Source organism: Pedobacter sp. (genome assembly GCF_041662865.1).
In the GTDB taxonomy this organism is placed as follows: Bacteria; Bacteroidota; Bacteroidia; order Sphingobacteriales; family Sphingobacteriaceae; genus Pedobacter.
The window spans coordinates 18490-30875 of record NZ_JBAZRL010000042.1 but is presented as its reverse complement, the minus strand read 5'-3'; the positions used below and the strand labels follow the sequence as shown (position 1 = coordinate 30875).

Genomic DNA, 12386 nt, shown 5'->3' with positions numbered 1-12386 from the left:
GAAGAATATACTCCATTAGAACATGTTTCAGATCAACAAGCAGCTTTTGATATTTACAACTCGCATTTATCCGAGTATGGGGTTTTAGGTTTCGAATATGGTTACGCAATGGCAAACCCTAATGCGTTAACAATTTGGGAAGCACAGTTTGGAGATTTCTTTAACGGTGCTCAAATTGTGGTTGATCAATATGTAGCAAGTGCTGAAACGAAATGGCAAAGAGAAAACGGATTGGTGATGTTGTTGCCACATGGATATGAAGGACAAGGACCTGAGCATTCATCTGCAAGGATTGAGCGTTTTATGGAACTTTGTGCAGATTACAATATGCAAGTAACAAATTGTACTACGCCTGCAAACTTCTTCCACGCCATACGTCGTCAGTTTAAACGCGATTTCCGTAAACCATTGGTCGTGTTTACACCTAAAAGTTTATTGCGTCATCCACTTTGTGTTAGCCCATTAGCTGATTTTACAGATGGTAAATTTAAAGAAGTAATAGATGATGTAAATGTAAAACCTGCAGATGTGAAACGTGTGGTATTTTGCAGTGGTAAAATCTATTATGAGCTATTGGAAACACAAAAGACAAATACGAAAGGTGATGTTGCTTTGGTACGTGTTGAGCAATTGTATCCAACCCCTGTTGACCAAATGGAGGCTGTTTGCAAACGTTATAAAAACGCTACTGATGCAGTTTGGGTTCAAGAAGAACCAGAAAATATGGGTGCTTGGCCTTATTTGTTACGTCGATTGAGAAAAACTTCATTAAGCCAAATGGATGTAATTTCGAGAAAAGAAAGTAGTAGTACTGCAACTGGATATATGAAACAACATACCAATCAACAGGCTTACATTGTTTCAACAGCTTTTGATGTCCCAGTAACCGAGAAAGTAAAAGAAACTGTAGCAAAAGCGACTAAAAAATTAGTAAACATAGATTAATAAAGTTGAGGTTGAAGGTTTAATTATTTTAACTTTACATTGCAACTTTACAACATACAATAAATTATGGGTTTAGAAATAAAAGTTCCGCCAGTTGGCGAATCGATTACAGAAGTAGTTTTATCACGTTGGGTTAAAAACGACGGAGATTTTGTTGAAATGGACGAAATCATTGCTGAATTAGAATCTGATAAGGCTACGTTTGAGCTAACTGCAGAAAAAGCAGGAACTTTAAAAATTGTAGCTGCTGAAGGCGTTACATTGCCAATTGGTGCAGTAGTTTGTTCTATTGAAGAAGGTGGTGCAGCAGCTCCTGCTAAGGAAGCAACAAAAACTGAAGCGGCTCCAGCAGTTGCTGATAAAGTAGCGGCTCCGGTTGCAGAAAAAGCTGGCGATAGTTATGCTTCAGGAACTCCATCGCCGGCGGCTGGAAAAATACTAGCTGAAAAAGGCGTGGATGCAGGTGCAGTAAAAGGCACTGGTGTTGAAGGAAGAATTACTAAAGAAGATGCTATTAAAGCTGAAGCAAAAAAGGCCGAAACTCCAAAAGCAGCAAGTGTATCAGCTACTCCAGTTGTTGCAGGTGCTAGAAATGAACGCAGAGAAAAAATGTCGCCATTGCGTAAAACTGTGGCTAAACGTTTAGTAACTGTGAAGAATGAAACGGCTATGTTGACCACTTTTAATGAGGTGAACATGAAACCAATAATGGATTTAAGAGCTAAATATAAAGATCAGTTTAAAGAGAAATTTGGGGTAGGCTTAGGCTTTATGAGTTTCTTTACTAAAGCAGTTTGTGAAGCAGCTAAAGATTTTCCAGCTGTAAATGCTCGTATAGAAGGTGAAGAGGTTGTTTACAATGATTTTGTAGATGTTTCTATCGCAGTTTCTGCTCCAAAAGGTTTAGTTGTACCAATTATTAGAAATGCAGAAAGCATGACTTTAGCTCAGATTGAGAAAACTGTAATTGAGTTAGCAACCAAAGCAAGAGATAGCAAATTGACAATTGATGAAATGACAGGTGGAACATTTACCATCACCAATGGTGGAGTTTTTGGTTCGATGATGTCTACACCAATTATTAATGCACCACAATCGGCTATTTTAGGAATGCACAATATTATCGAACGTCCAATTGCTGAGAATAAAGAAGTTGTAATACGTCCGATGATGTATGTAGCTTTATCTTATGACCACAGAATTATTGACGGTCGTGAATCAGTAGGTTTCTTGGTAAGAGTTAAACAACTATTAGAAGATCCGGCTCGTTTATTATTAGGCGTATAATTTTTAAATACATATTTAGCCCTAATGCAAAACATTAGGGCTTTTTTTTGATAAATTTTTATAGATTAAGTTAATGTTAACTTAAGTTTATTCAAATAATAATGATATCCATTTTATGAAAAAACTAATATTAGGCTTACTATTTTTTTTAAGTGTTGGAACTACTTCGGCACAAACCAACATTCAAAATTCTGGTTGGTTTGCTTTATTTAATAGTACAAAGTTTAATGAAAAATGGGGGCTTGCCTTTGATGCTCAGTTTCGCAGTTCGGATAATTGGGAATATGTTAGAAATGTACTAATTAGACCAGGAATAACTTATTATATCAATGATAAAAATAATATTACCGCTGGTTATTTGTACACAACAACCGATACTCGATTAATAGGAACTACTAATACCATTTTAACTGAAAACAGGATTTGGGAACAATATATTTTTACACATAAATTAAAATCAAGCTTTGTAAGTCATAGGGCTAGATTAGAACAGCGCTTTATTGAACAAACCAATGGAGATGAAATATTTGCTCAGCGTTTTCGCTATTTTGTTAGATTATTGCAGCCTTTACAAGGGAAAGTAGAAAGTTTTAGCAATGGTGCTTTTGTTGCCTTACAAGACGAAGTGTTCTTGAATATTCAGAATAAAGAGTTGCTAAACAATAGCTTATTTGATCAAAATAGATTGTACCTCGCTGTAGGTTATCGCTTTTCTAAACAGATGGATTTAGAGGTAGGGTATTTAAATCAATATACTAACGGAGTAGCAAGGAATACGTCAAATCGTGTTGTGCAATTAGCTTTATATACACGCTTTTAAGAAACTAAAGTCACTTATTCTTTTAAACTATAAACAAAAAAGCTCCCTGATTTTAATCAGAGAGCTTAGCTTATTTGTGCGTTAAAGCGCTTATATTTTTCGTACTCGGCCAGAGCCAATTACTGTTTTGTCTACTGTAGCACTGCCGCTATAGTTCACACTACCTGAACCACTTATTACGGCATTAATTTTATCGTTAGCATTTACATTTACAGAACCAGATCCGCTAATTGTAGTTGAAAGTGTGCCAACAGAAAATCCGGTTTTTGCTAGTGAGCCTGAACCGCTAAGTGTAATGTTTGCCCTATCCGCCTTGCCAGAAATATTTAAATTTCCTGAACCGCTAATTACGCCATTAAAATTATCTACATCTATATTAGCAGAAATACTACCAGAGCCACTTAGTGTTGCAGCAAAGCCCGCACCTTTGGTTGATCCTGTTAAGCTCATTTTACCTGAACCACTCATGGTTAAGCTTTTAATTACTTTTGCGCTAACATAAGCTGTAATTTTTTTGTTTTCATACTTGTGGCTCCAGCTTGTCCAACTGTTTTGAGGTCTAATTACTAAAATATTGCCTTTTACTTCTGTAATTAAAGTTGCAATAGCATCTGCATCTCCTTCAAATCTTAAACCTTCTGTGCTACCTAAGGTAACAACTACATTTATTGGTCCGCCAGCTGCAACACCATTAAAGTTTTTTACTTCTCTATCTTGTTTTGAAAACTTAGATAAACCAATAACGATTGGATAGTTTGCCAAAACAGGTTGTAGGCCCATCGTGGCTAGTACCAAGATGAAGCTTAATGTGATAAATATTTTTTTCATGTTAAGTCGTTTTTCTTATTAGACGCTTCTTATTTATGAAACGTTGCATCCTCTAGTAAAAAAATTCTTATTCCCCTTTCTTCGTATTTACATAAAAATTAGGTTCAGTTTTAAAATTATCCATAGTTACTGATGGATCAATTTTACTTGTTTTCCAATCGTTGGTTGGTTTAATCAAGGTATATTCATTTGCTTTTAGCGAAACTTTAACTGGCATATCAAAACCTTTTACATCAGTTATCCAACGATACGATAATGTGCCGTTATTAATTTTATATTCTAAAACCGGGATTTTTGAATAACGTAAATACTGATCAAATACTTTGTCCAATTTTAGTCCGCTTTGCTTAGCAATGTAGTTTTCTACTTCAGCAGATGTTACTGTTTTATGATAGTAAACTTTGTTTAGACCTCTTAATATTCCTCTAAATTTCTCATCGTTATTTATTAACTGACGAATGGTATGAATTAGATTTGCTCCTTTTGGATACATATCTCCGCTGCCTTCTTTATTTACATTATATGCACCGATAATTGGTTCTCTATTGCCAATACCTTTTCTAATACCAATTACATAGGCTTCTCCGGCTTTTTTTCCTTGTGTTGATTCAGTAAATAAAGTTTCCGAATAATTTGTAAAACCTTCGTGTAGCCACATATCTGCTAAATCTTTGCTGGTAATATTATTACCGAACCATTCGTGTCCGCTTTCATGTACGGTAATAAAATCCCATTTTAAACCTAATCCTGTACCAGATAAATCGCGACCTAAATAACCTTTTTTAAATTGGTTACCATAGGCAACTGCGCTTTGATGTTCCATGCCCAAATGTGGTGCCTGCACTAATTTATAACCATCTTTATACCAAGGATATGGGCCAAACCAATATTCAAACGATTTAAGCATTGGCTTTACATCTGCATCCCAGTGTGGGCGAGCTACTGCACTATCTTCTTTTAACGACCAGAAATCTAAAGTTAATGGTCCATTTTCACCAGCATATGTGTCGGTCCAATGTGCATATTTTCCAATTTGAAAAGACACATCATAATTATTAATTGGATTTGCTACAAACCAATTGTGTTGTTTATAGCCATCTGGTTTATTGATTACACTTCGCAAACGACCGTTTGACACTTCGTCTAAATCTTTTGGTGCAGAAATGCTGATTAGCATACTATCTACTTCATCGCTTTGATGATCTTTAGTTGGCCACCATACGCTAGCACCTAAGCCTTGACAAGCGACTGAAACGAAAGGATTACCACCTTTATCTTTCTTGAAAATAAAGCCACCATCCCAAGGTGGGTTACGTGCAATTGGTGGATTGCCATTATACCATACCGTGAAACTATCCTTACTACCTTTTTTAATGGTTTTTGGGAAGGTGATAAATACCGCATTGAACTCGCGAGTATATGGTAATTCTGTTCCTTTATATATTACCTTCTCTATTTTTAGGTTAGCAAATAAATCGAACTGCAGTTTGGTAAAATCCTGTGTAGCCGTAAAAGCAAATTCATTACTTCCACTTACTGATTTATCATCTAAATTAATTTTTACATCTAAATGGTAGTAATTAATGTCATAGCAGGTACGTAAAGGAGTAAGCATTCCTCTTAAGGTATCAGCTCTGGTAAAAGTTTCTTTAGCTATCCCAAGCTGAGCTTTAGTACTAAAGCTTAGAAACAGCAGGGCTAGTAGTGTGAAAATTTTTGTTTTCATCAGTTTATAAATTAGTTATGGTTTTAAAACATTTACAGTTATAAATGAACTGTTATGAGTGTCGTGGTAAATTTTATGTGTTGCTTTTTGAAAATCTTTAGGCTCCGCCTGATAGATATCCATAAACTTTTGAGGGTTTCTATCTGCCAATGGAAACCATGAGTTTTGAATTTGAATCATAATACGATGTCCTTTTTTAAAGGTGTGAGCAACATCTGGTAAAGGATAGTTCACTTTTGTAATTGCACCAGGCACAAAAGGCTCAGGTTTTTCGAAGCTGTTTCGGTATTTTCCTCTCATTATTTCTCCTCGAACCAACATTTCATAGCCACCCATTAACAAGTTTTTAGGATTTGGAGTTGGATTCGGTGCATCTTCTGGATATACGTCAATTAGTTTGACTACATAATCTGCATCGGTACCTGTAGTAGAAACTACTAAATTCGCCAATACTGGTCCAGTTAACGTAATATCTTCTGTTAAAACATCGGTTTGATAGGTTTTAACATCAGGTCTACGAGCTGCAAAACGTTGATCATCTATCATATATTCACGAGTGCGTCTGGCTTGAATTCCATCTTGATACGGAACTGGATTTGCAGGATCACTCACATATTCATCCCAGCTATCTGTTCTGCCAACTTTTTCGAACGCTAACTTCCCATTGGGTTGTAAATACAAGTTTTTGCTTTCTGTTTCAGCAGGTGGCCAGCTATTAAATCTTTTCCACTGATTGCTGCCTGTCACGAAGATATTAGCTTCGGCAGGGTTAAAATTGCCTTCTCCTTTTAGGTAATACTTGAAGAATGGTAATTCGAAGTTTTTTTGGTAATACGTACTAGTGGGTTGGCCGAATTCAATATCGCCAAAACTATTCCCGGTACTGCGGACCCAACCTCCATGAAACCATGGCCCAGCTACTAAAATATTGTTTGCATTAGGATTTTGTTTTTCAATCGCTTTGTAGGTAGCAAAAGTTCCATACGCATCTTCTGCATCAAAAAAACCACCTACAACCATTACCGCAGGTTTTACGTTGGTTAAATGAGGTAATATTAATCTGGCTTTCCAGAATGTATCTAAATTAGAATGTTTAAATAAATCGTTCCAAAATTTAATGCTATCAGCAAAATATTTGTCTTTAAGGTTTTTAACTGAACCTGCTTCTAAATAGAAACGGTAGTTATCTTGTATTGGAAATTTAAAACCTTTTGGTCCTTTGTCTGGAGTAATAGGTTTAGGACGAGGAACGCCAAAAGTAGTCATGAAGCTAAAGGCATCCATTAAAAATAAGGTGCCACGGTGGTGGAAATCATCTCCCATAAACCAATCCGTTACAGGTGCTTGTGGTGAAACTGCTTTTAAGGCAGGGTGTGCATTTGGTAATGATGTTGTAGAGTAAAATCCTGGATAAGAAATACCAGAAATACCCACTTTACCATTATTGTTTTGTACGTTTTTTACTAACCAATCGATTGTATCATAAGTATCTGTGCTTTCATCTATTGCTTTGTTTCCTTTGCTAGTGGTTTGAGGTCTAACATCTTCAAAATTCCCTTCACTCATCCATTTTCCACGTACATCTTGGTAAACGAAAATAAACCCTTCTTTCATCATACCCGGAAAATTACCTAGGCTTGTTTTGTATTTATCTTCTCCGTAGGGCGAAACCGTATACGGAGTACGATTGAGTAGAATGGGATATTTTTTACTGTGATCTTTTGGCATATAGATCGAGGTGAATAATTTCACTCCATCTCGCATCTGTATTTGTCGTTCTATTTTGGTATAATGACTTTTTACATACGCCGAATCGGTTTCTTGTGCAGAAACTGAGTACGAAAATGAAGCGATAACAAGAAATAAGAATAGTTTTAAACTGGTCATGTTATTGAGAATAGGTTACAAAGCATAAATATATTAAACAATTTATCAGGATTTAAAGATTAAAGGATTTTCAAGAAGATGCATCAAAAACTTTACAACTTTACAACCTTCCAACATTCAACCTTCCAACATTGAAACCTATTGCTTAACTTTGTTGCACAAAAAAAATCTTTGAATATGCAATACGATGTAGTTGTTATTGGCTCGGGTCCGGGCGGTTATGTAGGTGCCATCCGTTGTGCACAATTAGGTTTAAAAACTGCCGTAGTAGAAAAATATAAAACCTATGGTGGTACCTGCTTAAATGTAGGTTGTATTCCATCAAAAGCATTATTAGATTCTTCAGAGCACTTTCATAATGCTGCACATACCTTTACAACGCATGGTATTAATTTAAAAGATTTAAAAGTTGATATGAAACAAATGATTGCCCGTAAGGACGATGTTGTTTCGCAAAACACTGCTGGTATCACGTATCTTTTTAAGAAAAATAAAATTGATGCCTTTGAAGGTGTGGGTTCATTTGTAGATAAAAATACCATTCTAGTTACCAAAGCAGATGGAACAACAGAAACACTTTCTGCTAAAAATGTAATTATTGCTACAGGGTCTAAACCAACAGCATTACCGTTTTTACCAATTGATAAAAAACGAATTATTACCTCTACCGAAGCCTTAAACATTAAAGAAGTACCTAAAACCATGATTGTTATTGGTGGTGGTGTAATTGGTTTAGAGTTAGGTTCAGTGTACGCTCGTTTAGGCACAAAAGTTTCGGTAATCGAATTTATGCCTTCAATTATTGGAACTATGGATGCAAGTTTGGGCAAAGAATTACAGCGTGTGTTAAAGAAATCCCTAGGCATGGAATTCTTTATGGGTCATAAAGTAACTGGCGCAACAACCAAAGGTAAAACCGTTACAGTAACTGCTGATAATGCAAAAGGTGAACCTGTTAAATTTGAAGCTGATTATTGCATTGTTGCTGTTGGTAGAACTGCCTATAGCGAAGGTTTGGGTTTAGATAAAATCGGGATTACAGTAGAAGAAAGAGGAAAGAAAATTCCAGTAAACGAGCATCTAGAAACCTCAGTTAAAGGTGTGTATGCCATAGGTGATGTAATTACAGGTGCTATGTTAGCGCATAAAGCAGAAGATGAAGGTATATATGTTGCTGAAACTATTGCAGGACAAAAACCTCATATTAATTATAATTTAATTCCAGGTGTGGTTTACACTTGGCCAGAAGTGGCGTCAGTTGGTCAAACTGAAGAGCAATTGAAAGCGGCTGGAGTGAAATACAAAACAGGTTCTTTTCCGTTTAAAGCGAGTGGTAGAGCAAAAGCAAGTATGGATACGGATGGTTTCGTAAAAGTTTTAGCTGATGAAGCAACTGATGAAATTTTAGGAGTACATATGATTGGTCCGCGTGCTGCAGATATGATTGCAGAAGCAGTGGTTGCTATGGAATTCCGTGCATCAGCAGAAGACATTGCAAGAATTTGCCACGCTCACCCAACTTATACAGAAGCGCTAAAAGAAGCAGCAATGGCTGCAACAGAAAATAGAGCAATACATATTTAAAGATTGAATATATAGATGTGAGCCAGTAAGAAATTACTGGCTTTTTTGTTTTAATAAATTATATCTAAATGATAAAAACTCCTTTCTATTCCCAATAGATTTGAGGAACTTTGCCCCGAAGCGGTTTCTTTAGAACTGCTCTCCATTTCTTCTTTCTTAACCTAAACTATGCCCGAAATTATCGAAACTTCAGTTTTACAAAATCCTTTTCAAAATCATCCGTATAGTAAGAAAAGAGTAAGACTTGCCGTTTCTTTATTTTATTTCGGACAAGGTGTATGTTTCGCTTCATGGGCAAGTAGAATTCCAGATTTAAAATCGACGATGCACCTTTCTGATGCACACTTAGGTAGCATTTTACTAGCCTTACCCTTAGGTCAATTGGTAACAATGCCTATTTCGGGTAGATTAACTACTATTTTTGGTAGCAGAAGAATGCTAACCATCGCGACACCTTTGTATGCTTTTGCGTTAACCATTTTGGCTTTGGCAACTGCCGGATGGCAATTAGCACTATTTTTATTCTTATTTGGTGTAGCAGGTAACCTGTGTAACATCGCTTTAAATACACAGGGTGTGGCTGGAGAAACTTATTACGGCAAGCCCATCATGACTTCCTTTCATGGAGCATGGAGTATTGGTGGATTTACAGGCGCATTAATAGGCTTGTTAATGGTCAATTTACACCTTAATCCGTATATCCATTTTTGTATAATTGCCATTTTAGCTTGGGCACATATTGCTATCAATTATCGCTATTTATTAGGTTGGCAAAAGCCTAAAGAAGCCGAAAAAACTAAGCTATTTACAAAGCCTCAAGGTATACTTGTTCAGTTAGGCATTATAGGTTTTTGTAGTATGGCAACAGAAGGCGCCATGTTCGATTGGAGCGGGGTATATTTTAAAGAAATTGTAAAAGCGCCTCATGCGTTAGTAATTCTGGGATATACTTCTTTTATGATTATGATGGCAACTGGGCGGTTTTTGGGCGATAAAGTAATTGCCCGTTATGGAAGAAAAAGAATGATACAAACTAGTGGTGTGATCATTTCAACAGGGATGTTTATTTCTGTTATTTTCCCTTTCATTGTTCCCGCAACATTAGGTTTTATGCTTGTTGGCATAGGCGTTTCAGGCATCGTGCCAATGGTATACAGCATCGCTGGAAGTAACACAAAGGTCTCTCCAGGCATCGCATTAGCTATGGTTTCTGGTGTTAGTTATTTTGGGTTTTTAATGGGCCCACCGTTAATTGGTTACATTTCGGCCTTATCCAGTTTACGTTATTCTTATGCAGTAATTGGCTGTTTTGGTCTATTAATCTCCCTCTTGGTTGCTAAAATCAGTGCTATAAAGTAACAAATTCTTAAAAAACAATATCACGTTAAATTTTAAACCTTCCTGCTTACCATTACCTTTTTGCGTCAATACTTAAAACAAGGAATGCTAGCACAAGATGTGATTAATTGCTGTTTTGTGTTATAAAAAACAATAATTAAACAAATGTGTTTAGTTGTTTGGTTAAAAATCTTTTGAGTTTGCATCATGACAAATGATCTAGAAATTTTTAAGAAAAAACTGGGCAAAAGAATAGCAGAGTTGAGGGAAGACAAAGGTTTAACTCAGTCTCAATTATCTGCACTTATCAATAAAGATTTTCAAAGCATTAGTAGAATAGAAAATGGAAGGGTAAATGCTTCAGGATATTTATTGAAAGAGATCGCAGATGCATTAGGGGTTGATATGAATAAATTATTTTATTTTTAGTCTGTATTAATCCAAATTTGTAAACCTAAATTGCTTTTGTATTGCCAATTTATGATGCTGATTAATATTAGCAGTTAATAACTCTAAATTAAACTCATGGTTTGTGCCACAATTTAGCATATGAAAATATACAGATGGTTTTAAACTTTCAAAATACTCAATCAAATTACTGCTCCACAATAACTGACAATCTCCATTTATTCGTTTTACAATTTCAGCAATACCAGGCTTAACTACAATATTTCGTACATGGTTCGATTCGAGATTTCCTTGCGGGAACATTAAAAATATATTTCCAGGCGTATCTAATATTGAAGCAGCATAATCTAAACTTTCGCTAACGGTTTTAGTGCCAGGGGCGATAGAAAAACAGCCTAACCTAGTTAGCCACTTATTCTTTTCTAGTTGTTTTTCGAGGATCATTATGTAAAATCCATTTATATTCGGTTCTTGTTTGCAAATAGATTTTAAACATAAATAGCCTGCCCAAAATCCATCCCAAAAACTAAAGTGATTACACATTAATAGGTACGAATGATTTTTTAAAACATCCACCTCATTAATTTTCATTTTATTAAATCGCCAACTAAAAAGCCAAGCCAAAAACCTACCTGCCACTAACAAATATTTAAACCGAATAGGATTTGCCTTAATTATCATACATTAATTCGTAAATTTTAGCTGGCAAATTTTTATTCACCATATCGTGATCTTCATCTAGTGTTATTTTACTCGCAAAATTCAATTTTGAAATCATTTTATCAGCTAAATGCTGTGGATACATTTTATCTCTTTGTCCAAAAAGGAAGAAGCATTTCACATTGTGATTATTTAAGGAAGTTATTAAATCTATCTCTTTTACTTGTAGATAACGCAAGTACGTAACATTCGCATAAAAAGCAAATCTGAGTTCTGCTGTGGCCATCTCCTTACTTAAAATACCATGACTTTTCAAATCGATAACACCTACTTTTTTACATACGTTTAATGCTACATAAATGCCTCTTTTACTTAAAAACAACTTCCTGAAAGCTAAATTGGCCACATTATTTTTAGAGAACAATTGCAAAACAGGTAAAATTTTTAAAAAAGAAGGCGCTAATATAAAAAGATGATCAATTCTTTCAGCTTCTTTTTCTGCCAATACGCTTGCATAATGAGAGCCCAACGAGTAACCAATAACACAAAACCGATCAATTGCTTCGTGAGCACAAAATGATGTCATTAATTCGCAAAAATCAGTTTTTGAAATCCCCTTTTTTACATGTTGAATAGATTCATCTTGTAGTTTAGTTTCTTTATGAAAAAACAAATCGAAACCATAAAAAGTATATTCGTTCCCTAATTTCTCTTTTAGAACTGAAAACTGCTTGCCATGCATACCATAACCATGGAAACATAACATGGTTTTAGGCCCATTTCCGAAACGATAATAATGTAAATTAACCAATGAATGGTTAAAAAAATGAGATGTCATGGAGAGCGTTGAACATTATTTTTTTTAAATGTACATAAAAAAATAAAATGCTTAATATTTGTCAA

The 12386-nt window shown here is 35.4% G+C and carries 10 protein-coding genes and 1 pseudogene; 6 read left to right on the top strand and 5 right to left on the bottom strand.

Annotation, left to right across the window (positions count from 1 at the left end; all coding sequences use genetic code 11):
• The 3 genes and pseudogenes from WC622_RS13000 to WC622_RS12990 form a co-directional block, all read left to right on the top strand.
• Nucleotides 1–945 (top strand): annotated as a pseudogene (locus WC622_RS13000) (2-oxoglutarate dehydrogenase E1 component); the annotation flags it as partial.
• A 66-nt stretch (nucleotides 946–1011) separates the two neighbouring features.
• On the top strand, nucleotides 1012–2232 hold the full coding sequence (gene odhB / locus WC622_RS12995) for a 2-oxoglutarate dehydrogenase complex dihydrolipoyllysine-residue succinyltransferase (RefSeq protein WP_372820131.1): 1221 nt from the start codon (nucleotides 1012–1014) through the stop codon (nucleotides 2230–2232).
• Between the two features lie 115 nt (nucleotides 2233–2347).
• Nucleotides 2348–3052 (top strand): DUF2490 domain-containing protein, encoded by a 705-nt coding sequence (locus tag WC622_RS12990; protein WP_372820130.1) that lies wholly within the window; start codon nucleotides 2348–2350, stop codon nucleotides 3050–3052.
• A 90-nt stretch (nucleotides 3053–3142) separates the two neighbouring features.
• Here WC622_RS12990 and WC622_RS12985 read toward each other — a convergent pair whose 3' ends face one another.
• The 3 genes from WC622_RS12985 to WC622_RS12975 form a co-directional block, all read right to left on the bottom strand.
• Nucleotides 3143–3880, bottom strand: coding sequence for a head GIN domain-containing protein (locus WC622_RS12985; RefSeq protein WP_372820129.1), 738 nt, complete (start codon nucleotides 3878–3880; stop codon nucleotides 3143–3145).
• Nucleotides 3881–3947: 67 nt separating this feature from the next.
• Complete coding sequence (locus tag WC622_RS12980) at nucleotides 3948–5606, bottom strand: M1 family metallopeptidase (RefSeq protein WP_372820128.1); 1659 nt, start codon at nucleotides 5604–5606, stop codon at nucleotides 3948–3950.
• Nucleotides 5607–5621: 15 nt separating this feature from the next.
• On the bottom strand, nucleotides 5622–7493 hold the full coding sequence (locus WC622_RS12975) for a CocE/NonD family hydrolase (RefSeq protein WP_372820127.1): 1872 nt from the start codon (nucleotides 7491–7493) through the stop codon (nucleotides 5622–5624).
• A gap of 177 nt (nucleotides 7494–7670) precedes the next feature.
• Between WC622_RS12975 and lpdA the strand changes: the two genes are divergently transcribed.
• The 3 genes from lpdA (at nucleotide 7671) to WC622_RS12960 (ending at nucleotide 10844) form a co-directional block, all read left to right on the top strand.
• A complete protein-coding gene (gene lpdA, locus WC622_RS12970) occupies nucleotides 7671–9077 on the top strand; it encodes a dihydrolipoyl dehydrogenase (RefSeq protein WP_372820126.1) in 1407 nt (468 codons plus the stop codon).
• Nucleotides 9078–9245: 168 nt separating this feature from the next.
• Entirely contained in the window at nucleotides 9246–10436 is a 1191-nt protein-coding gene (locus tag WC622_RS12965) for an MFS transporter (protein ID WP_372820125.1), read from the top strand.
• Between the two features lie 186 nt (nucleotides 10437–10622).
• Nucleotides 10623–10844 (top strand): helix-turn-helix domain-containing protein, encoded by a 222-nt coding sequence (locus tag WC622_RS12960; protein WP_372820124.1) that lies wholly within the window; start codon nucleotides 10623–10625, stop codon nucleotides 10842–10844.
• A 6-nt stretch (nucleotides 10845–10850) separates the two neighbouring features.
• On the opposite strand, the gene WC622_RS12955 is transcribed toward WC622_RS12960, so the two are convergent.
• Nucleotides 10851–11504 carry a lysophospholipid acyltransferase family protein gene (locus WC622_RS12955; protein WP_372820123.1) on the bottom strand — a complete coding sequence of 218 codons (654 nt, stop codon included), beginning with the start codon at nucleotides 11502–11504 and terminating at the stop codon, nucleotides 10851–10853.
• The gene (locus WC622_RS12950) at nucleotides 11494–12321 is read right to left on the bottom strand and encodes an alpha/beta fold hydrolase (protein ID WP_372820122.1); all 828 of its coding nucleotides are present in this window, start codon (nucleotides 12319–12321) and stop codon (nucleotides 11494–11496) included. Before WC622_RS12950 ends, WC622_RS12955 begins: the two co-directional genes overlap by 11 nt.
• Nucleotides 12322–12386 lie beyond the last annotated feature (65 nt).

Excerpts from the sequence above, each read along its gene's own strand:
- odhB (WP_372820131.1), top strand. The coding sequence starts at position 1,012 with ATGGGTTTAGAAATAAAAGTTCCGCCAGTTGGCGAATCGATTACAGAA.
- WC622_RS12990 (WP_372820130.1), top strand. The coding sequence starts at position 2,348 with ATGAAAAAACTAATATTAGGCTTACTATTTTTTTTAAGTGTTGGAACT.
- WC622_RS12985 (WP_372820129.1), bottom strand. The coding sequence starts at position 3,880 with ATGAAAAAAATATTTATCACATTAAGCTTCATCTTGGTACTAGCCACG.
- WC622_RS12980 (WP_372820128.1), bottom strand. The coding sequence starts at position 5,606 with ATGAAAACAAAAATTTTCACACTACTAGCCCTGCTGTTTCTAAGCTTT.
- WC622_RS12975 (WP_372820127.1), bottom strand. The coding sequence starts at position 7,493 with ATGACCAGTTTAAAACTATTCTTATTTCTTGTTATCGCTTCATTTTCG.
- lpdA (WP_372820126.1), top strand. The coding sequence starts at position 7,671 with ATGCAATACGATGTAGTTGTTATTGGCTCGGGTCCGGGCGGTTATGTA.
- WC622_RS12965 (WP_372820125.1), top strand. The coding sequence starts at position 9,246 with ATGCCCGAAATTATCGAAACTTCAGTTTTACAAAATCCTTTTCAAAAT.
- WC622_RS12960 (WP_372820124.1), top strand. The coding sequence starts at position 10,623 with ATGACAAATGATCTAGAAATTTTTAAGAAAAAACTGGGCAAAAGAATA.
- WC622_RS12955 (WP_372820123.1), bottom strand. The coding sequence starts at position 11,504 with ATGATAATTAAGGCAAATCCTATTCGGTTTAAATATTTGTTAGTGGCA.
- WC622_RS12950 (WP_372820122.1), bottom strand. The coding sequence starts at position 12,321 with ATGACATCTCATTTTTTTAACCATTCATTGGTTAATTTACATTATTAT.